The following is a 21,850-nucleotide window of genomic DNA, read 5'->3' on the forward strand; positions in this document are numbered from 1 at the left end:
TTGGGGCGGGCCCGCGGGCGCCCGGGCGGGGGGCGGCGCGATTTACCCGTCGAAAGGAAAGTTCCATGATTGAAGCCGCGATGATCTGGAACGAGCCCAACAACAAATCGCATTGGGATCCGGAGCTCGACCCCGATTGGAGCCGCTTTGCCAGGATGGCAATCCTGTCGGCGGACGCGATCGACTCCGAGAACTCGGCTTTGACAAAAGTGCTTGGCGGCATCTCGCCGATAGATCCCGGCTTTATCACGCGCATGAAGGAATACGGCGTGCTGGGCCATGTCGACGCCGTCGCGGTGCACGGCTTTCCTCTCGACTGGAACCTGTGGCAAATCCAGGAATGGCCGCAGAAGATCGGTGAGATCGCGACCGTCACCGATCTTCCAATCTGGGTCAGCGAGGTCGGCGTATCGACCTTCGGAGCCGAGGAAGTACAGGTCTGGGGGCTCAAGCGCACCGCCGAATTGCTGCTCGGTAACGCACCGCGCATCCAGTGGTACAGCCTCTATGACCTTCCGCGTGAATGGGAGGCAACGACGCGGCATCGCGAAGCGGAGGGGTCCTCCTATTATCGTCATTTCCACATGGGGTTGTTGCGCCAGGACGGCACGCCGAAGCCGGCCCTGGAGGAATTCCTGCGCTACACACCCGCGATGGGGCTGGTGCAGTGGTTTCATTTCGAGGACCCGCGACTGGACGATGCCGTCGCCTGGATGAAGCGGCTCGGCGTCACCAACTTGCGCACGGGGTTGTCCTGGGCCGACAGCTTCAGGCCGAATGCGTTGGAGTGGTTCGATCGACAGATGGAAGCACTTGCCGATTTCGAAGTCACGGTCACCTTCTGCTTCACGCCTGAACATCGCGGAATGATGCCTCACCACACCAGCCCCCCGTTGGTGCCCGAGGAATTCGCCGAGTTCTGCGCAACGATGGTCCGCCGCTACGCGCCCGGCATGACGACCGCCTCACGCCCGGCGCAACGGATCTCGGCTGCGTGAGGCTCTCATGCGACCCGGTCCACGATCATTGGATGTCCTGACCGAAGTCGAAGCTCACGCATCCGACATCAATCCACTGCCCTTGGGGTTCGGCTGGCCATGACGCTCACCGTCCTCAATGTCGCCTATCCCCTTGCGCCCGTCGGACCGGATGCGGTCGGGGGTGCCGAACAGGTGCTGTCGATGCTCGATCGGGCACTGGTCGGCGCGGGTCATCGGTCCATCGTCGTCGGCTGCCGGGGCTCCAGCGCGAGCGGCACCCTTGTGGAGACACCTTCTGAAAACGGCGTGCTCGACGAGGCCGCCAAGAGCCGCGCGCAGCAGGCTCATCGCGCCGCGATCGCTGCCGCCCGCGCCAGTTGGCCGATCGATGTCGTTCATCTGCACGGCATCGATTTCGATGCCTATCTGCCAAGCGATGGCCCGACCTTGGTGACCCTTCACCTGCCACTGGACTGGTATCGGGCGGAGGCACTGCGCCCGACGCGCGACGACCTGTGGCTTCATGCGGTTTCGGCCGCCCAGCAGCAAACCGCGCCACCAGACGCCAGACTGGCCGCGCCAATTCCGAATGGCGTCGATATAGACGCGCTGAACCTGTTGCAGCCGAAGCGCGACTTTGCGCTCGTTCTCAGCCGGATCTGCCCGGAAAAGGGCATTCACCTGGCGCTGGACGCAGCCAAGCAAGCAGGTGTGCCGCTGGTTATCGGCGGCAAGGTTTATTCCTATGAAACACACACGCAGTACTTTCGTGACGAGGTCCAACCTCGCCTCGATGGCCGCCGTCGCTTCCTTGGTCCGCTCGGTTTCACTGCCAAGCGGCGCTTTCTCAACGCTGCGCGCTGTCTGATCATTCCAAGCCTTGCCGCCGAGACCAGCTCACTTGTCGCCATGGAGGCGCTGGCCTGCGGCACACCGGTGGTCGCCTTTCCAAATGGTGCGCTTCCCGATGTCATCGAGCACGGCAAGACCGGGTTTCTCGTCGATACGATCGACGAGATGGCGCAGGCCATCGTTGCGGCGTCCAGCCTGGACGCCGAGACATGCCGGGCCGAGGCGCGGCGGCGCTTTTCGCTGGAACGAATGATCTCGTCTTACATGAACGCTTATCAAGCGCTGGCACGACTTGGCACCGATGCTGGGCACCTCGCCGCCACACCGTGAGCGAGCTTGTGTTGCGCAGCGAGATCATCGATGACCCGGCGCAATTCGATGCGCTGGCGCCGCATTGGTGGAAACTGTGGGGGCAGAGCACCTCAGCGACGCCGTTTCAATCTCCGGCCTGGCTGGTGCCATGGTGGCGCACATTCGCGCCCGGCGACCTGGCGACGGTCGCGGTCTGGCGCGGAGGCGACCTGATAGGGCTGGCGCCGCTCTATCTCGAGCACGGGATCACCGGCTCGAAACTGCTCCCGGTCGGCATTTCGCTCAGCGACTATCTGGACATCCTGTGCGCCCCCGGCATCGAGGCTCGGGTCCTCGCCCTCATTGTGGAAAAGATCCTCTCGATCGGCTGGTCGCAATGGATCCTGCCGGATTTGCCTGAAGGCGGTGCCGGTCTTGCGATTGCGCATCCCGATCTGAAGGCGGGGCTGCCGACCACCCATGGCCCTTGCCCTGTGCTCGCCATCGCCGGCGACGAAACCCTTGCGGGCTGTGTCCCCTCCCGGCGTAGGCGCCAATTGCGACGGGCGTTCCAAGCCGCATCCAGACGCGGCCGGATCGCGTTGTCGTCGGCAGGCGGCAATCCTCAAACGTTCCTCGATCAACTGATCCGCCTGCATGAAGCGCGCTGGGCCGGACATGGAGGCGGCGTGTTGGCCGACGTCGCGGTCGAGCACTTCCACAGGCGCTCACTTCCCTTGCTCGACGCTCGCGGACTGGTTCGATGCTGGCTGTTCGCGATCGATGGCAGGACCGTCGGCGCCTATTACGGCTTCCACCATCGCGGTCGTGCCTATGCTTATCTCGGGGGCTTCGAACCTGCCTATGCCGATGAGAGTCCGGGCGCGATCCTGATCGGCCACGCGATCGCGGAGTCGATCCGCGAAGGTGCGCGCGAGTTCGATTTCCTGCGCGGTCAGGAGGCCTACAAATATACCTGGGGTGCCGTCGACAGGTGGACGATGCGCCGGGTCTGGACGCGGAGTTGATACCATGACTGCAACCAGGCCAAAAAAATCCGCACAGCGCCACACAGCAATCAGGTCGGCCGTCGAAGACTGCATGGCGGATGGTGTTTGCGCGGAAGCCGTCGTCGCCCGGCTGGCGCTTCATCTGCCGACGGCGGTGGACGCGGCGGAACTGGCGGAGATCGCGCGGGATATGGTTCCCTTGGATTCGCGAGACGCAGAAAGGCTGCAAGAGGTAGCCGGGCTGCTTCGCCGCAAACCAGGAGTCTTTGCTACGTTGCGAGCGACAGGCGCCGCCGTTCGGCACGCACGCGACGACGAAGAGACGGATGCCGCCGTCGTCATGCGGCTGGCTTCGAGTTTCGATACGGCAGCAGCGATTTCGGAGATAGCAAGTGTCCAGCTCGCATCCCTCGGCGATGAGGATAGGCTGTCAACCACGACCGAGGAAGTCGCTGCATGGCTCAAAGAGCAGGACTTCACCGGAACCGGGCGGAATATCCTGGACATCGGCTGCGGCATCGGCCGTTTCGAGCTTGCGCTTTCCAAATCCTTCAACCGGATGGTTGGCATCGACATATCCTCGCGGATGATCTCCATAGCCTCGGAGCGGTGTGCCGCGCTGGGCAACGTAGACTTGCGGCAAACCTCCGGTCTCGATTTGACCGAATTCGACGATAGCAGTTTCGATTGCGTGCTGGCGGTTGACAGCTTTCCTTATCTGGTTCTGGCCGGCATGGCCGAGCGGCATTTCGATGAGATCGCACGCGTTCTGAAACGGCGGGGCTGGCTGGCCCTGCTGAACTATTCCTATCGCGGATCGCTTTTTTTGGACCGCGCCGATGTCAGCCGTCTGGCGGAAGCTCACCAATTGCGGGTTGTCATCAATGGCGAGAAGCCGTTTCGGTCATGGGATGGCGACGCCTTCCTGCTTGCTCGTGGCGACGGAACATTACCGCGCGCCGCCAGTTCGGGCGTCGAACCAGAGGCACTTGAAAGTGCCACCGATCCGAAGGAGGACATCATGGCATCCGGCCGCGAAAAACATTCCGGCCTCGGCAGCCAAGGCAAGGGCACCGGTGCCGGCGCAATAACCAACGACCAAGGACAAGATCGAGGAAAACGCGGTTCTGTCCGATCGTGACATGAAGCAGCATAGCGATGAGCGCGGACTGGACGGCAATCGAATCAAGTCCGACCAATATCAGGATCACGTCGCGAACCAATTGCCGAAGGATTGAGCGCCGTGACGCCGCATTCCTGGCCCGCCGCGATGCGAAGCCAGAGAAATAAACATGTGCAAGGATCGCCGGCAACCCTGCAGGCGATGGACATCGCCTTGTAATGTCGAGCATTTGTCACCACACTAGCGCCAAGGGACCGTTTTATATCAAGGGAATATGATGTCTCGTTCGAGCGACGATCCCGTGGACCCGCATGTGGGCTTGGCGATGGATCAGGAGATTACGTCTCTCCTGTCTGCTATAGAGCAGGAAAAGATTCCGGACCGGCTGACCAAGCTGGCGATAGAATTGCAAAACGCGCTTGTCGAGAGGCGTCGGCGTGACGTGAAGAATTGATTATCCGCGGCTGTCACCCTCGATATCGAGTTGACCATCCGACAGATGATTTCGCCTTTCAATCAATGTCTGGAGCGAACTCTCCCCAAGCAACTCGAGAATATTGGCGCGGGCACGGTTCAGCCGACTTTTGACCGTCCCTACTGCGCAGCCGCATATTTCGGCCGTTTCCTCATAGCTCACTCCCAGAACGCCGATCAGCATCAGAACCTCGCGTTGGTGTTCGGGTAGCTTTTGAATGGCGCCGTGGACTTCCTTGCTCTGAACGCTCCATTCCTGGGTGGCTTCCGAAATCGGCCTGGAAGACGCACAGTCGAGCAGGCCTGGCGCTTCCCGGGCAGCAATCTTGATCCGGGTGTAGTAAGTGTTGCGCATGATGGTGAAGAGCCACGACTTCATGCGTGTGCCGGGTTCGAACTTGTCGATGTTTGCCAGCCCCTTGGTCAACGTCTCCTGCACGAGGTCGTCGGCATCGTCGGGAACGCGGCAGAAGGTACGCGCGAAAGCCCGCAGCGCGGGGATGAGCTCAACGATGGAAACTTCATTGGTTTCCTTATCAGCCAGAATGTAGCCTCCGGATGACAATGGTCTAGCTCCTAGAAAAAGAATGTACGAACGCAGCCCCAGCTAAATGCATGGAACTTTGGTTCGTTCCTCGTGCTTGAGACAACTCTTCAGAATTCGTGAAGGCGGTCTTCAGAATTGGTGCAGGCGGAATATCTCACCAAACGGCCGGTACCATCGCTGCAACGGCGACGGTTCCTTCGACCATGCATGCGTGCCGCTCCCGTTCTTTTATGGGAACAAAGCCGCGCACCGGCAGTTTGACGCCCTGAGCACTTCAACCTTCCGGCATCAATCGAGGATCTGTCATGGCCAAATCCGCCCGTCGCTCCGCTCGCCAATCGGCAAGTGGACTGGAACCGGACAGCGCGCGCGGAAACGGCGGGGAATTACACCAGATCGCCGGAGGTGAGACGCCCACTCTGACCACCGCGCTCGGAACACCCGTCTCCGATGATCAAAATACACTGCGGATCGGCGAACGCGGACCGTCGCTGATCGAGGACTCTCATTTTCGCGAGAAGATTTTCCACTTCGACCACGAAAGAATCCCGGAAAGGGTCGTCCATGCCCGCGGCTACGGCGCGCATGGTTACTTCGAGACCTACGAGTCACTGGCCCAATACACACGTGCCGATATTTTCCAGAGAGCCGGCGAAAAGACACCGGCTTTCGTGCGGTTCTCGACGGTTGCCGGCAACAAGGGCTCGTTCGATCTCGCCCGCGACGTGCGCGGCTTTGCGGTCAAGCTCTATACGAAGGAAGGCAATTGGGATCTGGTCGGCAACAACATTCCGGTCTTCTTCATCCAGGACGCAATCAAGTTTCCCGATCTCATCCATGCCGCCAAACAGGAGCCGGACCGGGCCTTCCCTCAAGCCCAGACCGCGCACGACAATTTCTGGGACTTCATCAGCCTGATGCCGGAATCGATGCACATGGTGATGTGGATCATGTCGGATCGCGCGATCCCGCGCTCCTTCCGCTTCATGCAGGGCTTTGGTGTGCACACGTTCCGCCTCGTCAACGCGAAGGACGAATCCACCTTCGTCAAATTCATCTGGAAGCCAAAGCTCGGCATGCAATCGGTGGTCTGGAACGAAGCGGTCAAGATCAATGGCGCCGATCCCGACTTTCATCGTCGCGATCTGTGGGACGCCATCCAGTCCGGCAATTTCCCGGAATGGGAGTTGACGGTACAACTGTTTGATCAAGAATTCGCCGATAGCTTCGACTTCGACATTCTGGACCCGACAAAGATCATTCCGGAAGAGGTACTCGAACCAATCCCGGTCGGGCGGCTGGTGCTCGACCGCATGCCGGATAATTTCTTCGCAGAGACCGAGCAGGTTGCCTTCATGACGCAGAATGTGCCGCCCGGAATCGACTTCTCCAACGATCCGCTTCTGCAGGGCCGCAACTTCTCCTACCTCGACACCCAATTGAAACGGCTAGGCAGCCCGAACTTTACCCATCTCCCGATAAACGCGCCGAAGTGCCCGTTCGCCCATTTTCAACAGGATGGGCACATGGCCATGCGCAATCCGGTCGGCCGCGCCAACTACGAGCCGAATTCATGGGGGCTCGGGCCGCGCGAGGATCCGCAACGCGGCTTCCGTTCCTTCGCCGATGCCGAAGAAGGGCAGAAGGTGCGCCTGCGCGCGGAAAGCTTCGCCGATCACTACAGCCAGGCCCGGCAATTTTTCAACAGCCAGACACCACCGGAGCAACGCCACATCGCCATGGCGCTGACGTTCGAATTAAGCAAGGTCCAAGCACCAGCGATCCGGGAACGCATGGTGTCGCATCTGCTGAACATCGACGAAACCCTGGCCACCACCGTCGCCGACAAGCTCGGCATTCGCAACATGCCCGAACCTGCGGAGGCAGCCGTTCCGACGCGCGACGACCTGCCGCCGTCGCCGGCGCTTAGCATCATCGAAAACGGACCCGACAGTTTCAAAGGCCGCAAAGTCGGTGTCCTGCTTGGCAATGGAGCCGACATCGCGCTGTTCGAAGAACTCCGTTCCGCGATCGAAGCGGAAGGGGCGGTGCTGGAGGTGGTTGCGCCCAAGGTGGGCGGCGTCGAGGCGGCTGACGGCACTCACATCGAGGCCAGGCACATGATCGACGGCGGTCCATCTGTGTTGTTCGACGCGGTGGTGCTGCTCCTCTCCGAGGAAGCAGCCGAGATGCTGGTCAACGAGGCAGCCGCGAAAGACTTCGTGTCCGATGCCTTTGCGCATTGCAAATTCATCGGCTTCACACCGGGAGCCCAACCTCTGCTGGCCAAGGCGGGCGTAGCTCCCGATGCCGATGAGGGGCTGATCGAGCTTGGTACCGCAGGTTCCGTGAAGACGTTTATAGAGGCGTGCCGCAAACTGCGGCTGTGGGCACGGGAGACCGCCGTCAAGCTTTGATGCGGAGAGCAATGCGTTGTCACACCGGCGCATGGCTGCAAGGCCCGGTATGCAGCAATGCCCAGGCCCTATGGTTGGCGGGCCTCTCTGGCGGCCTGTTCTCGCTGCCGTCCCAGGACCTCGTCGGTCCCGACCAGCTTCTTTGCTCCGCCTGGAATTGCTGTGGACACCACCGCGGGCGGGTCGCTTGCCGGAAAAGAATCCTCCAACCCTGCCTGCAGTTGATCCTCGAGCGTCTGCGGTTCTTCGGAGCGGCCGGGCGTCCTGCGTGTATCTATCTTCTCCAGCGGCTGTTTCTTCTTTGGCGATTCATTGGCTTCCCGGATCAAGGCATAAAGCTGCTCGATCGCGAATTCCTTGATCGTTTCGATATCGGACCGATCGTCCTGCGTCGCCTCTATCTGGTCGACCATGGCCTTCTCGAACCGCCCAAGGCTTTCACCGCCGCAGGCGTGGGATAGGCGCAGCAATGCCTCGTGCAGCATCATCGGGGTGAAGTAAGCCGACGCTTCAAGCCTGAGTTGTCGCAGACGATCCGGAGTGGCAGCCTGGAATTTTGACATGGACGGTGTCCTTTCTCTCACGAGCGTGTCAACGACAGTTGATCGCCGATGTTCCACCACGCCTGAACATACTTGATGTCCAGCGACCTACCGGAACCAGCTTACCGCCCTCTGGAGTAGTCCATTATCTGCGTGACTGGTCATGAGAAGCCGGTTCTCCTGCAAGGGGCCCGACGACGCCTCCAACATGTCACGATTTCTTGTGATGAAGGAACCAACTCGGGATTGACCGGTTCGGACGTCATCCACCGGAGCAATCCTGACATGGCAAATGCAGCAGAAATTCTCGTCGATACACTCATCGCCTGGAACGTCGAGGTGGTGTTCGGCTTGCCAGGAGACGGCATAAACGGCGTCATGGAGGCGCTGCGCACCCGCCAGGACAAAATTGCCTTCGTGCAGGTCCGGCACGAAGAGTCGGCCGCCTTCATGGCATGCGCCTACGCCAAATGGACAGGAAAGCTAGGCGTCTGCCTGGCGACCTCAGGTCCCGGCGGAACGCATCTTCTGACCGGCCTTTATGATGCCAAGCTCGATCAAGCTCCGGTGCTTGCGATCACTGGCATGCAGTTCCACGATCTCATCGAGACGTTCACGCAACAGGACGTCGATCTGACGCGCGTGTTCAACGATGTCTCCGTCTACAATGCCCATGTCTCCGATGCCGCGCATATGGAAAACGTCGCCAGCCTCGCCTGCCGAACCGCACTGGCGCGCAAGGGCGTCGCCCACCTTTCGATTGCAAGTGACGTCCAGGAGCAAGAGGGCGATCCCTCCAAGCGCAGCCAGCGCAATCGCCCGGCGCACACGCCGCAGCAAATGTTCGTCGGCCACAGCATGCCGCTGGACGCCGAACTCGACGAAGCAGCCGCCATTCTGAATAATGCCTCGCGAGTGACGATCCTGGCGGGACGCGGCGCCATCGGCGCGACCGCCGAGCTTGACCATACGGCGCGCCTGCTGCAGGCACCTGTCGCCAAGGCGTTACTGGGCAAGGCGGTGCTACCCGACGACCATCCTCACACGACGGGTGGGATAGGCATCCTCGGAACCCTGGCTTCACAAGAAGCGATGGAAACCTGCGACGCGGTGCTGATCGTCGGTTCCACCTTCCCCTATATCGAATACTACCCGAAGCCCGGCCAGGCCCGTGGCGTCCAGATCGACTGCGATGCGCAACGGATCGGCCTGCGCTTTCCGGTCGAGGCCGGTCTTGTCGGCGACGCTGCCGAGACATTGCGCGCGCTCAATCAACGTCTGACGCAGAAGCCATCCGGTGAATTCCTGCAGCGCTCCCAGGAAACCATGAGGAAATGGCGCGAGATGATGAGACAATCGGAAGACGCGCAGGCGCAACCGTTGAAACCGCAAACGATTGCCCGTGCGTTCGGACAAAGACTGGCCGGCGACACCGTGCTGGCCACCGACTCCGGTCAGAACACGGAACTTGCCGCCCGCCATGTCGATCTTCGCAGCGGCCAGGCATTTGGCGTATCCGGATCGCTGGCATCCATGGCCTGCGGCCTTGCCTACGCTATCGCCGCCGGCATAGCATTTCCCGGTCGACCGATCGCAGCTATCGTCGGTGACGGCGGTTTTGCCATGCAGCTCGGCGAATTCTCGACAGCGGTGCGCTACAAGATCCCGCTGAAGATTCTAGTCATCAAGAACAACATGCTCAATCAGATCGCCTGGGAGCAGATGATGTTTCTGGGCAACCCGCAATTCGGTTGCGAACTGCAGCCGATCGATTTTGCCAAAGCGGCGGAAGCGATGGGCGGGAGCGGTTTTCGCATCGAGCGGGCCGATCAGATCGAGACCGTTCTCCACGAGGCCTTTACAACCGAAGGTCCGGTTGTGATCGAAGCATTGGTCGATGCCTATGAGCCGCTGATGCCGCCCAAGATGCCGTCCGACTATGCCAAGAATTTCCGCCAGGCCTTGCCACAGACGCCAGGGCACGAGCGCATCGAAGAAAATATCGCCCGGGAGCCGGCGAAGTCGATGATGGATGCCTAGAGCAATCCGGTCGAACCCAGTTTCGCCAGAAGTGCTCCAGAGCCGCGAAATGCACCCTGGAGGGCGATGCCTCAAAGGCGGACCATGAGCTTCGACGCACTCTTCTCGACGGTCAAGGTCGAGCTCGATTCGCTCGTCCCCTGCGGTGTTCGCGGCACAGTTCAGCGCTCCCGGTTCGGCGCGAACAGCTCTTGCTGGCGGACGAGTTCGTCCGCGATCGGCTGGCGCAGGCGTCGCGTGCCATCCGCCTGAATGACCGAAAACAATCCCACCTCCGCATGTCTGGAGTTATCCCACCCGGGGTAGGCGGTTATGGGATACAGGCAAATACCCTCAATCGGTGCTTCGAGGCTCATCGCGGCACGCACCTCGTCGCAGACATAGTGGAACCAGGCCGGCCCGCCGGATCCCTCCGAGCCGGTCTCGGCAATGAACATCGGCTTGCCGTATCGATGAGCGACCTCGATCAACATCTCCGACAGAGCACGGTACTCGTGATGCCCCATCGGAATCGTCGGCCCGCTTAGGTACCATTGATTGTGCGGGTAGAAGTTCAGGCCCACGACATCGATGACATCTTCGCTCCCGCCCAACTCAGGTTCGACGCGGCCCAGCAACATGTCGTAAGCCTCGAACTGTCCCAGTCGGGCGTTTTCGGCCCGGCGCCGTTCGCCGAGGCTGCGGTCGCGAGGCGCGATATGGATGAGCGGCTCGGCCCAGACAAATCTGCATGCCGGATCGACCTGCCGCATTGCACGAACACCGGCGATGGCAGCCTTGACGAGGTGCCGCTTGAACCATCCTCGCTTGTTGGGACCCACGCGCGGGAAATAGCCGACTTCCACAGCCCAGGCGAAGAAGGAGATCTCGTTGATTGGACACAACAAAGGCGATGTTCCAGTGATCGAGCGGTGTACCCTCACCGCCTCCGCCGCGAACGAGGCATAGGCATCGATGAAATGGATGGACCCCTGATCGACATGGTCCGGGGATCCGTAATGGAAGATGTCCCAGATGACCTGGACACCTGCCGTCTGCGCAGCCTCGACCATGGGCGCCCAACTTGACCAGTCATAGGTCCCGGGAACGGTTTCGATCAGGTGCCAGCGCAGCCCGTCGCGGATAGTGCGAAGGCCGAGTTCGGCGCAGCCGCGGTAGTCGCTCAAGGCATGCAAATTATGCGAGGTCGCACGAATAAGGTCGAGGCGGACGCCGTCCTTGCGCCGGTGCGAGGAGCACTCGAAGCCCGCCATGAAAAAACTGGCGAAGCGCGAGTCTCCCGAAACCGACGCGGCCACTTCGTGCCCGTGCGCGCCTCCCACTTCGTTCATTCGAAGTCTCCTTTGGACGGTCCTTTTCGAACTCGGCTGCCCTGTTCCGACCCGAATTGCCTTGGCGAAACGCCGAATCCGATCGGGCAGCCGCATCCCATTGCTCAGCTCAGCAGACCTCGCGTCCTGCCTGACCGGATAGTGCAGAACCGACTGGCCGAGCCTTTGTTCCTGTGGTCGCCCCCGCGAGCTGGGTGGCGATTGGCGACATCAGGAACAAGGAGGCTCGAGCCAAGTTCGGGGCGATGCAGCACCGGCGTCGCTTAATTCGACCGGCTGCTCGGCAAACAACAGAGGCACGGGATGATATGACCGTTCAAATTCGACTTTCCGATATCGACCATGCCAGGCGTGAGGATCGTGGCGACGGCGCTTGGAGCATCGCGCCGGATCTCGCCTATTTGCGGCTGGCAATCGTCAATGTCGTGTTCTTCGGCGCACCAGGCAGCGGCGATCGCAAATGGGTGCTGATCGATACCGGGTTGCCGACGTCCCGTAGCAGCATCCTTGCTGTCGCGGAAAAGCGGTTTGGGACTGACGCGCGGCCGGCCGCCATCATCTTGACGCATGGCCATTTCGACCATGTGGGAACGGTTCTGGACCTGGCGAATACGTGGGACGTACCCGTCTTCGCGCACCCGCTCGAGCGCCCCTATCTGGACGGGACCACATCCTACCCGCCGCCGGACCCCTGGGTTGGGGGTGGACTGATGGCACTGCTTTCGCCGCTCTTTCCCCGCGGGCCGATCGATCTTGGCAACCGTCTGGAACTCTTGCCGGCCAACGGGTCGATCCCCGGAATGCCAGGATGGCAATGGCTGCACACGCCAGGACACGCCCCGGGGCACATCTCGCTCTGGCGCGAGGAAGACCGCTCGCTGATCGTGGGTGACGCTTTCATCACCACAGGCCAGGAATCCGTCTATGAGGTCGCCGTTCAGGATCTCGAGATGCACGGTCCGCCACGCTATTTCACGCCGGACTGGGATGCGGCGGAAAGATCCGTGAAGCGTCTGGCCGCGCTGAAGCCGCAGATGGTCATCAGTGGGCACGGGGCGGCGGCGGCTGGCGTGGGCATGCAACAGGCTCTCGACAGTCTGGCTGATCGGTTCACGGAGTTCGCCGTCCCGCCAAAAATGAAATTCGTGCGCGAGCCAGCAACGGCGAGCAGCTGAGCTCTGTCCAAACCGCGGCACTCCGCTGCTCCCAACATCTGTCAAAAGCGCGCCAACTTTGCTGCTTGGTCGGTTAGGGCAGGTGTCGGGGAACAAACCCTGGAGGCGCCAGTTAGGGCGTCGTTGGACGGCGGGCGGCACCCGGCGAAGTTCCACGTCAGGGAAGACTTGAAATGGAAAACGCGAAGAGCGCGTGCCCTTACGACGCGTCGTCCCCGAGATGCGTGGCGGAACCGCCGTTGTTGCCATCCAGCCTAAAGCCAGCGCGCTCGCTGCTCTGGATCCCCACCGCGGCATGCCTGCCCGGTTGCGCGGGGGGCGTGCTCGACCCGCAAGGGCCAATTGGCGCGGGCAATCGCACCATCCTTTTGAATTCGCTGGCGGTGATGCTGGTGATCGTCATCCCGACGCTGATTGCGCTGCTGGCCTTCGCTTGGAAATTCCGCGCCTCCAACAGCAATGCCCGCTACGACCCGGAATTCACCTATTCAGGGCGGATCGAACTGATCGTCTGGTCGATCCCGACGCTCACCATCCTTTTCCTTGGCGGACTGATCTATTACGGTTCCTATCACCTCGACCCGCGCAAACCGATCGCCTCGGCGCAGCCACCACTCGATATCCAGGTGGTGGCGCTCGACTGGAAATGGCTGTTCCTCTATCCCGAGCAGGGTGTCGGAGCGGTCAACCAGCTGGTCATCCCGGCCGGCGTTCCGGTGCATTTCAAGCTGACCTCGGCCAGCGTGATGAACACGTTCTTCGTGCCTCAACTTGGCAGCATGGTCTATGTCATGAACGGCATGCAGACCGAGCTGCATCTGCAGGCCGACCGCGAGGGCAGCTATTTCGGTCAGTCGGCGCATTTCAGCGGCGACGGCTTCTCGGACATGAACTTCAGCGTGAGCGCGGTTTCGGCCGATACCTTCACTCGCTGGGCGTCGTCGCTGCATGGGGGCGGCGGCGTGCTCAACGCCAGCGCCTACCGCGAGCTCGCCCGGCAAAGCACAAACGTGCCGCCCGCCTCGTTCGGCCACGTTCAGCCTGGGCTGTTCGAGGCGGTTGTTCAGCAGACGCTGCCGCCGGGTCCGGGACCCGCCGAAAGTGCCAGCAGCGGCGAGCCACAGGCGAGGCCGAGTGCCTTACCCTCGGCACCAACCATTGCGCACCACCAGCAGGCGGAAGGGGGAGAATGACGATGCTCGGCAAGCTCGATTGGTCGGCAATTCCGTTCGACCAACCCATCCCCCTCGGTGCGGCCTTCGCCGTGTTCCTGGCGGCGGCAGCGGTGCTCTGCTGGATAACCCTCAAGGGATATTGGCCGTATCTGTGGAGCGAGTGGATAACTTCGGTCGACCACAAGCGCATCGGCGTGATGTACATCGTGCTGGCGATGCTGATGCTGCTGCGTGGCTTCGTCGATGCCATCATGATGCGCACGCAGCAGGTGCTGGCGATCCACGGGCCGGGCTATCTTCCTCCGGAGCATTACGACCAGATCTTTTCGGCGCACGGCACGATCATGATCTTCTTCGCGGCGATGCCTTTCATGATCGGCCTGATGAATTTCGTCGTGCCGCTGCAGCTTGGCATCCGCGATGTCGCCTTTCCGACGCTCAATTCAGTCAGCTTCTGGCTTACGGCGACCGGAGCCCTGCTGGTCAATATCTCGCTTGTCATCGGCGAATTCGCGCGCACCGGCTGGTTGCCCTACGCGCCCTTGTCGGAAACCACCTACTCGCCGGGCGTCGGTGTCGACTACTATCTGTGGTCGATCCAGATCTCCGGCGTCGGCACGCTGCTGACCGGCGTGAATCTGGTGACGACCATCCTCAAGATGCGTGCGCCGGGAATGGGGTATCTGCGCATGCCGATGTTCTGCTGGACATCGCTGGCTTCCAACCTGCTCATCGTCGCAGCCTTCCCGATCCTCACCGCCACGCTCGCGATGCTGACGCTGGACCGCTACCTTGGCTTTCATTTCTTCACCAACGAGGCCGGCGGGAACCAGATGATGTTCGTCAACCTGATCTGGGCCTGGGGGCATCCCGAGGTTTACATCCTGGTACTTCCAGCCTTCGGGATCTTTTCCGAGATCTTCTCGACCTTTTCGTCAAAGCCGCTGTTTGGATACCGTTCGATGGTCGCGGCGACGATGTTCATCTGCATCGTCTCGTTCATGGTCTGGCTGCATCATTTCTTCACCATGGGCGCCGGAGCAGACGTCAATGCGGCCTTCGGCATCGCCACCTCGGTCATCGCCGTCGGCACCGGCGTAAAAATCTACAATTGGCTCTTCACCATGTATGGCGGGCGCGTTCGCTTCGACACGCCGATGCTGTGGGCGCTGGCTTTCGTGACCACCTTCACCATCGGCGGCATGACCGGCGTTCTGCTTGCCGTCCCTCCCGCCGACTTCGTGCTGCACAACTCACTTTTCCTCGTGGCACATTTTCACAACGTCATCATCTCGGGCGTGCTGTTCGGCGCTTTCGCCGGCTTCACCTACTGGTTCCCCAAGGCATTCGGCTTCCGGTTGCACGAAGGCTGGGGGAAGGCGGCATTTTGGGTCACCTTGGTCGGCTATATGCTGGTCTTCGTGCCTCTCTACATCGTCGGCCTGCTTGGCATGACGCGGCGCCTTCAGCACATCGACATGGATCTTTGGGCGCCGTGGCTGGTGGTGGCCGCGTTCGGCGTGCTGGTGATGATCATCGGCGCCGCACTGCAGATCATGCAGCTGGTGGTTTCGATCCGGCATCGCGACAAGCTTCGCGACGAGACCGGCGACCCGTGGGACGGACGCTCGCTGGAATGGTCGACTTCCTCCCCTCCGCCCGCCTTCAACTTCGCGCGGCTGCCACATGTCGAGAACGAAGAACCCTACTGGAGCATCAAGCAGCGGGGAATCAAGGAGCAGAGCGCGGAGACGGAGGCCGCGTACGATCCCATCGAGATGCCGCGCAACAGTCCAACGGGCTTCGTCACCGCCTTCTTCAGCACGCTGATCGGCTTCGCGCTGATCTGGCACATCTGGTGGCTGGCGATCGTCGGCTTCGTCGGCGCTTACGCCACCTTCGTCGTCTTCGCCTGGCGCGATCATGGCGACTATGAGATCTCCGCCGATGATGTCGCACGTATCGACCGGCATCGGCAGGCCGCGCAGCTTGCCTGGCTGCGCAACTGGGAGCGCCCGGCATGAGCGATCACGCCTTCACCATCAGCGCTGACAGCCGGATACACGACCCCTATCGGCTCAATCGCGCCGCCGGGCATGGCACAGGATCCGCGACGGGCCACGGACAGGGCGGCCCTGCCTCGAAATTCGTCACCGTGGCCTACGGGTTCTGGATCTTTCTCCTGTCCGACATCATCATGTTCTCAGCCTTCTTCGCCGCCTATGCCGTGCTTGCCAAGGCAACCGCCGGCGGGCCGACGGGCAAGGATCTGTTCGAACCCGCGCGCGTTGCGGTTCAAACGGGCGTTCTGCTCACGTCGAGCTTCACCGGCGGCCTGGCAACGCTTGCGAGCCACCGCAGATCGATGGCTGCCACTCAGTTCTGGCTGCTCATAACGGGCTTGCTCGGGGCGGCCTTCCTGTTCCTGGAACTGCAGGAGTTCGCGACGATGATCGGCGAACAGGCAGGCCCCTCGCGTAGCGCGTTTCTTTCAGCCTTCTTTGCGCTCGTTGGTTGCCACGGAACCCACGTCGCACTCGGCCTGCTCTGGCTAGGCACCATGATGGCGCAGCTGTGGGTCAAGGGTTTTCGACCCGATATTTTGCGGCGGCTCCACTGCTTCGGGCTCTTCTGGCACGCGCTCGACATCATCTGGGTTGCCATCTTCACCCTGGTTTATCTGTTGGGAGCATCGCCATGACCGAGGTCGGCAACGAGAGCGGGACCAGCGAGACGCCAGACCGCCGCGATTCGGCACCGGGGGAGGAGCGCATAACCGAACACGAAATGGCGGGGGGCCTTTCGGGCTACCTGCTCGGCTTCGGCCTGGCCATCCTGCTGACGATCGCTTCGTTCTTGGCGGCTCAGACCAATCTGATCTACCAGCCGGCGGTGATCTCGGCCCTGGTGGTGCTCGCTATCGCGCAGATGGGCGTGCATCTTGTCTTCTTTCTGCACCTGACGACCGGACCGGACAACACCAACAATGTCCTGGCCCTCGCCTTTGGCGTGTTGATCGTAGCACTGGTGGTGTTGGGCTCGGTCTGGATCATGGCCCACCTGGATCAGAACATGGCAGCCATGACGGCCCATCAAGCCGGAGCGATGCCCTGATCGAGCTACACGCCGGACGCGCCTTGGCCTGACTTGGGTTCGCTTCGCGAAGGGCCTTGAACGGCGCCCCTTGCAGAACAGCGCGTCACGCGTTTCACGGGGGAACATTGGTTTCGGCAGCAAGTTCGAAAGCCATCGCACACAACAGGCACGCGGAAGATGGGCGCCCAGATCAATCACTTCGTGAAGGATATCCTCATCGAGGTCGCTGAAATGCTTCCGTCCGTGACTCCAAGACATAAAACGCCAACCGACGAACTGCCCATCGAAGCGGCGAACTTTCCCCATGATCTGGAACCGGTGATCCGAGCGAACCCATCATGGGCGGCGCCGGGCCGCACGCAAGGCGCCGAGCACCGTGCGGACGGCATCGACGCCTGAGCCGCGGGACTGGGTGGACGGCCTGAAGATCAACCGGCCGTTACGGAACTCGAAGCCCTGTGCGTTTTTCAAGCGCCATTTTGATGCCGCCGCTTTCTCGCGGAAGCTGATCGCGATCGCTTCGGGTCCCACATCGACTTTGCTGACGCCAAGCTCAGCCGCGGCTATGCGCAACCTGGTCAGTTCCAGTAAATCCGCTACTTCGCCGGGCATATCTCCAAAGCGGTCCTCGAGCTCTTCGCCGAATGCCTCGAGGTCCGTCTCGCAAGCCATGCGAGACAGCCTCGCATAGAGGCTGACGCGCACCGTCGGCTCGTTGACGTAGCTTTCGGGAAAGGCTCCCTTTCCCGCGCCGTTGATGTCGGCAAGCTGCCTGTCGTGATCGGTCCCTCCCCCAGCCAGCGAGACCGCCCGCCCCAGCAGATGTTGATAAAGGCCTGCTCCGATCAGCTTCATGTGTCCGGCTTGATCTTCGCCGAAGAGGTCTCCTGCCCCGCGCAGGTCGAGGTCCCTTTGGCTGATCGCAAGGCCGGAGCCAAGCCGATCGAGCGCAATCATCGTCGAAAGTCGGGCGCTTGTGCCTTCGGCCAGTTCGACGCCAGGCTCGGTCAGAAGAAAGGCAATGGCCTGCACCGCTCCCCTTCCGACCCGACCGCGAAGCTGATGCAACTGTGCCAGACCGAACCTGTCCGCCCGCCAGATCAGGATGGTGTTGGCCCGCGGCACGTCGAGGCCACTCTCGATAATGTCGGTGCTCAACAGTACGTCGCCGTCGCCGTCAGCGAACCCGACCATGACTTCGTCCAGCTGTCTCCCTTTCATTTCGCCATGCGCCGTCTTCACCGCGAGTTCCGGCACCAATCTGTTTAGCTGCTGGCGAACCGGATCGATGTCCTCGATGCGCGGAACCACGAAGAAGCTCTGTCCGCCCCGGCGGAGTTCGCGCAAAAGGGCGGCTCGTACCGAAGCTGGATCGAAGGGGGCAAGGATGGTGCGAACGGGACGTCTTTTGGCCGGCGGAGAATTGAGGACGCTGACCTCCTGGATGCCCGACATTGCCGATTGCAGCGTCCGCGGTATCGGCGTGGCGCTCATGCTCAGCGTATGAAGACAGGGCGCCATGTTTCGCAACGCCTGCTTCAGCTTGACACCGAACCGGTGCTCCTCGTCGATCACCAGCAGTCCGAGATTGGCGAATCCGACGCTCTTGGCCGCCAGGGCCTGGGTACCCACAACCACCGCGACGTGACCGCTCCGCAGCCTCTCCTTCACCGCTCTCGCCTCCGCCGCTCCGACCATTCTCGAGAGGTGGGCAACCTCGAGGCCCGTTCCCGCGAATCGTCGGCTGAACGTTTCATAGTGCTGGCGTGCCAACACCGTTGTCGGTGCTATGACCGCAACCTGCTTCCCGCAGAGCGCCGCGGCGGCGCAGGCCCGCAGGGCCACCTCTGTCTTGCCGAAGCCGACGTCGCCGCAGACAAGCCGGTTCATTGTTCTCCCCGACGACAGATCGTCGAGCACGTCGCGAATGGCGGCAGCCTGGTCGGGAGTCTCGGTATAGGGAAACCGCGCCGCGAACCGGGCCAGGTCGGCGCGAGAGGGTTTTATGATCGCGGCAGGCTGGCTGGACCTGGCTTTGGCAATGTCCCTCAAGCGTTTGGCCAGCCTGTCGACGTCGCGCAGCGCCGCCTTGCGGCGGCTGAGCCATCCGTCGCTGTTCAAGCGGTCGAGCGGCACGGCACCGGGTTCCGAGCCGTAGCGCCATATCCGTCCAAACTCACCGACCGGTACCAGCAAGGAAGCTCCGTCACGATATTCCAACCTGACGACATCCTGCTGCTGACCGGCCAACTCGACCTGTTCGACCGCCGCCAGCACGGCCAGGCCATGGTCCTCATGAACGACGGCGTCGCCAATGCGCAACTCGGGTTCCAGCAGGGGGGTGGCCACGCTGCCATTTGCCTTCATGACCTGGCCAAAGACGTCGCCTGCGGCCACCACCGCGATGCCTGATTGCTCGTCGACAAAGCCTTCGTCGAGAACGATCTCGGCCTTGAGAAGAGAGCCCCTTGGGGCCGAACGGATCCGCGGCCAGTCAGCCGCTTGCTCCATTCGCCGGCCGAGCTTCCGATCGAGCAGACGATCCGCTCGCTGCAGGTCGGAGGCATCGCCCATAAACGTCACAGTGAAACCCGACCTTGTCTGCCTCTCCACAAATTCGGCGAACTGATGCCCGGATCGCGCCTGCCGGAAGAATTTGGGAACTCGGGCGGCAGAAACGGCAAGGCTCGTGCCGTGGCGTTTGCGGACTGCGACGTCCCATTCTTCACGCGACAGGTAAAACTGTTCCGGCAAGGGCTTGGCGGGCGCGGCGACCTCCTGCCTCGCGCCACGTGCGTCTTCGATCAGGTCCAGGAAGCGGTCGAGCGGCGCGCCTTCGAGACCTTCCGCGATGGAGACACATGCGCTGGACGTCACATCGAACACCGACGGCATGCTGCCGTACAATGCGACGAGGCGTTCTTCCATCGACGTCGCGCGCATGGCCGCCAACTCGGGATGATCCCCCGTTGCGAAAATCAGCTCGGATGCCGGTCCGACGGTGACCGAGTCTCGCGAATGTTCGCTAAGCTGGCTGATGGGGTCATAGGTCTTGAGTTCCAGGATGCAGCTATCTGGACCGATGACGACACGAACCGGGTGATCGGCGCCAGCGGGGAATATGTCCATGAGATCGCCCCGAAAAGCTATCTCGCCCGGCTCGTCGACCCTCTCGTCGACACCGTATCCAATCGCCTCGGCTCTCGTTCGGAAACCATCCGGGTCGAACTTTTGTCCAGGTTCCAGAATCGTGAAACCGCCCGCAATGACCGGTGCGGGCGGGATCCGCTGGAGAGTGGTCTCGATCGATAGAATCACGATGCGCGGACGTTTGGGCTCGCTTGCGATCTCACGCAGAGCACGAAGCCTCCGCCCCATATTGGCGCGTGTCGGCCATACCCTGTCGTAAGGCAGGCAATCCCAGGACGGCAGGAAGATGGCGTCCGCGCCGGGCAGAAACTGACGCAAGGCCGCGGCGATCTCTTCGGCACTGCGTTCCGAGGCGGCTATGTGGACGATATGCTTGTTTGGACCGCTGTCCAGGGTATCGGCCAGGGCCGCCGCGATTGCGGCGGAAGGCGAAACGCCCTGTTCTCTCGCGAGGTCCCTGTCAGTCGACGGGTGATCGGTTTGTTCGATGATTTCCGTCCGCGAAATAGGTCTGTTCACTGAGATCTCACCTTGCCCATCGGTGGGGAACGTCAGTGGAACCACCCCGTTCCTGAGGCGCGGATTAAAGTGTTGCAAGCGGCGGCAGCCCGTGCGGCCTTGCGTTCCAAGGACGGCCAATTGAGCCTTGGCAAGGCCACCAGTTCGCCGGCGTCTTTTTCGCTGATGCTGGTCTCTTCCATAGCGAACTCCCCGAAGAGTGCGACTTAACCTCGAACGCCTGCCGGCGGAGCGAGGGAAGGTATGAAAACGTACAAGCTGTTGGTGCGTTTGCTACACAGGCCGCGGCTTTGATCGCGCCTCCTGCTTATTCGGATTCATCGCCATCCGGAACTTTTGGCGTGGATAAAAGTTCGGTGTGCAAAATCAGCTAGGTAGCCATTTTGTCCCCTACTTCATCCTCGGATGTCCTTATCCGCAAGCTTGAGACCATCTCGGAAATCCGAGAGGCTGAAATGGCGGTTTTGAAAAGCATACCGATTCAGGAGAAAGACTTTTCCGCCAACCACGACCTGGTGCGTGAGGGCGAGCGTCCTGTTTACTCGTTTGTCGTTCTGGATGGTTTGATCGGCTCCACCAAATACACGAGCGAAGGAAAGCGACAGATCACGTCTTTCTTCGTGGCCGGGGACATTCCTGATCTGCACGGGCTGCATCTGTCGGTCATGGATTGCAATTTCTCGACCCTGACACCGGCCCGAGTGGGCTTCATGCGACATGACGTTCTCCGCAGCGTTTGTGACCAGCACCCTCGTATCGCCACCGCTTTCTGGCGGTCGACGCTGATCGACGCGGCGATGTACAGGGAGTGGGTCACCAACGTTGGAAGACGTGAGGCCTATACCCGCATGGCTCATATTTTGTGCGAACTCATATTTCGCTTGCGGGCAGTCGGACGCATTGAGGATCACATTGCGGATATTCCGATAACCCAAGCCGCACTTGGCGATGCATTGGGGTTGTCCACGGTCCACGTCAATCGAATGCTTCAGGAACTACGTCGTGACGGCCTCATCGCGACCACAGGCACGAGAATGCATGCGATCGACTGGCCCCGCCTCACTCACGCAGGAGATTTCGACACGACCTACCTGCACCAAAAGAACCCGGCAGATTAGTGGTGACGGA

The 21,850-nt window shown here is 61.4% G+C and carries 18 protein-coding genes; 13 read left to right on the forward strand and 5 right to left on the reverse strand.

Annotated features, from left to right (window positions below; translation table 11 throughout):
• Positions 1 to 65: 65 nt before the first annotated feature.
• The 4 genes from LB569_RS30675 to LB569_RS31980 all read left to right on the forward strand — a co-directional run bounded on the left by LB569_RS30675 (position 66) and on the right by LB569_RS31980 (position 4,274).
• Entirely contained in the window at positions 66 to 998 is a 933-nt protein-coding gene (locus LB569_RS30675; protein ID WP_224695260.1) for a beta-xylosidase, read from the forward strand.
• A gap of 99 nt (positions 999 to 1,097) precedes the next feature.
• The gene (locus LB569_RS30680; RefSeq protein WP_224695261.1) at positions 1,098 to 2,162 is read left to right on the forward strand and encodes a glycosyltransferase family 4 protein; all 1,065 of its coding nucleotides are present in this window, start codon (positions 1,098 to 1,100) and stop codon (positions 2,160 to 2,162) included.
• Positions 2,159 to 3,151, forward strand: a complete 993-nt coding sequence (locus tag LB569_RS30685) for a GNAT family N-acetyltransferase (RefSeq protein ID WP_224695262.1) — start codon at positions 2,159 to 2,161, stop codon at positions 3,149 to 3,151. Before LB569_RS30680 ends, LB569_RS30685 begins: the two co-directional genes overlap by 4 nt.
• A gap of 4 nt (positions 3,152 to 3,155) precedes the next feature.
• The gene (locus LB569_RS31980; protein ID WP_318013155.1) at positions 3,156 to 4,274 is read left to right on the forward strand and encodes a class I SAM-dependent methyltransferase; all 1,119 of its coding nucleotides are present in this window, start codon (positions 3,156 to 3,158) and stop codon (positions 4,272 to 4,274) included.
• A gap of 436 nt (positions 4,275 to 4,710) precedes the next feature.
• On the opposite strand, the gene LB569_RS30700 is transcribed toward LB569_RS31980, so the two are convergent.
• Positions 4,711 to 5,274: a sigma-70 family RNA polymerase sigma factor gene (locus LB569_RS30700; RefSeq protein WP_140708530.1), complete on the reverse strand. Its 564-nt coding sequence runs from the start codon at positions 5,272 to 5,274 to the stop codon at positions 4,711 to 4,713.
• Between the two features lie 308 nt (positions 5,275 to 5,582).
• Between LB569_RS30700 and LB569_RS30705 the strand changes: the two genes are divergently transcribed.
• Complete coding sequence (locus LB569_RS30705) at positions 5,583 to 7,694, forward strand: catalase (protein ID WP_224695263.1); 2,112 nt, start codon at positions 5,583 to 5,585, stop codon at positions 7,692 to 7,694.
• Positions 7,695 to 7,762: 68 nt separating this feature from the next.
• On the opposite strand, the gene LB569_RS30710 is transcribed toward LB569_RS30705, so the two are convergent.
• Positions 7,763 to 8,257: a hypothetical protein gene (locus LB569_RS30710; protein ID WP_140708265.1), complete on the reverse strand. Its 495-nt coding sequence runs from the start codon at positions 8,255 to 8,257 to the stop codon at positions 7,763 to 7,765.
• Between the two features lie 264 nt (positions 8,258 to 8,521).
• Between LB569_RS30710 and LB569_RS30715 the strand changes: the two genes are divergently transcribed.
• Entirely contained in the window at positions 8,522 to 10,276 is a 1,755-nt protein-coding gene (locus tag LB569_RS30715; RefSeq protein WP_224695264.1) for a thiamine pyrophosphate-dependent enzyme, read from the forward strand.
• Between the two features lie 161 nt (positions 10,277 to 10,437).
• Here the strand turns inward: LB569_RS30715 and LB569_RS30720 are convergent, their stop codons facing one another.
• Positions 10,438 to 11,607, reverse strand: coding sequence for a beta-glucosidase (locus LB569_RS30720; protein ID WP_224695265.1), 1,170 nt, complete (start codon positions 11,605 to 11,607; stop codon positions 10,438 to 10,440).
• 308 nt (positions 11,608 to 11,915) lie between these two features.
• Here LB569_RS30720 and LB569_RS30725 point away from each other — a divergent pair, with 308 nt between their 5' ends.
• The 6 genes from LB569_RS30725 (at position 11,916) to LB569_RS30750 (ending at position 17,452) form a co-directional block, all read left to right on the forward strand.
• Positions 11,916 to 12,782 carry an MBL fold metallo-hydrolase gene (locus LB569_RS30725; protein ID WP_224695280.1) on the forward strand — a complete coding sequence of 289 codons (867 nt, stop codon included), beginning with the start codon at positions 11,916 to 11,918 and terminating at the stop codon, positions 12,780 to 12,782.
• Positions 12,783 to 13,024: 242 nt separating this feature from the next.
• Positions 13,025 to 13,975, forward strand: a complete 951-nt coding sequence (gene cyoA, locus LB569_RS30730; RefSeq protein ID WP_224695266.1) for a ubiquinol oxidase subunit II — start codon at positions 13,025 to 13,027, stop codon at positions 13,973 to 13,975.
• A gap of 2 nt (positions 13,976 to 13,977) precedes the next feature.
• On the forward strand, positions 13,978 to 15,981 hold the full coding sequence (gene cyoB / locus LB569_RS30735) for a cytochrome o ubiquinol oxidase subunit I (protein WP_224695281.1): 2,004 nt from the start codon (positions 13,978 to 13,980) through the stop codon (positions 15,979 to 15,981).
• Complete coding sequence (locus LB569_RS30740; protein ID WP_224695267.1) at positions 15,978 to 16,658, forward strand: cytochrome (ubi)quinol oxidase subunit III; 681 nt, start codon at positions 15,978 to 15,980, stop codon at positions 16,656 to 16,658. Before cyoB ends, LB569_RS30740 begins: the two co-directional genes overlap by 4 nt.
• Positions 16,655 to 17,071: a cytochrome o ubiquinol oxidase subunit IV gene (gene cyoD / locus LB569_RS30745; RefSeq protein WP_224540318.1), complete on the forward strand. Its 417-nt coding sequence runs from the start codon at positions 16,655 to 16,657 to the stop codon at positions 17,069 to 17,071. The genes LB569_RS30740 and cyoD overlap by 4 nt, the downstream gene beginning before the upstream one ends.
• Positions 17,072 to 17,230: 159 nt before the next feature.
• On the forward strand, positions 17,231 to 17,452 hold the full coding sequence (locus tag LB569_RS30750) for a hypothetical protein (protein WP_140708253.1): 222 nt from the start codon (positions 17,231 to 17,233) through the stop codon (positions 17,450 to 17,452).
• Here LB569_RS30750 and LB569_RS30755 read toward each other — a convergent pair.
• Together LB569_RS30755 and LB569_RS30760 are read right to left on the reverse strand one after the other, a co-directional pair.
• On the reverse strand, positions 17,390 to 20,722 hold the full coding sequence (locus tag LB569_RS30755; protein WP_224695268.1) for a DEAD/DEAH box helicase: 3,333 nt from the start codon (positions 20,720 to 20,722) through the stop codon (positions 17,390 to 17,392). The two genes, LB569_RS30750 and LB569_RS30755, sit on opposite strands and share 63 nt — an antisense overlap.
• A 32-nt stretch (positions 20,723 to 20,754) precedes the next feature.
• The gene (locus LB569_RS30760) at positions 20,755 to 20,904 is read right to left on the reverse strand and encodes a hypothetical protein (RefSeq protein WP_224695269.1); all 150 of its coding nucleotides are present in this window, start codon (positions 20,902 to 20,904) and stop codon (positions 20,755 to 20,757) included.
• Between the two features lie 201 nt (positions 20,905 to 21,105).
• Here LB569_RS30760 and LB569_RS30765 point away from each other — a divergent pair, with 201 nt between their 5' ends.
• Entirely contained in the window at positions 21,106 to 21,840 is a 735-nt protein-coding gene (locus LB569_RS30765) for a Crp/Fnr family transcriptional regulator (protein WP_411970266.1), read from the forward strand.
• Positions 21,841 to 21,850 lie beyond the last annotated feature (10 nt).

It is taken from the genome of Mesorhizobium sp. BH1-1-4 (assembly GCF_020165665.1).
In the GTDB taxonomy this organism is placed as follows: Bacteria; Pseudomonadota; Alphaproteobacteria; order Rhizobiales; family Rhizobiaceae; genus Mesorhizobium.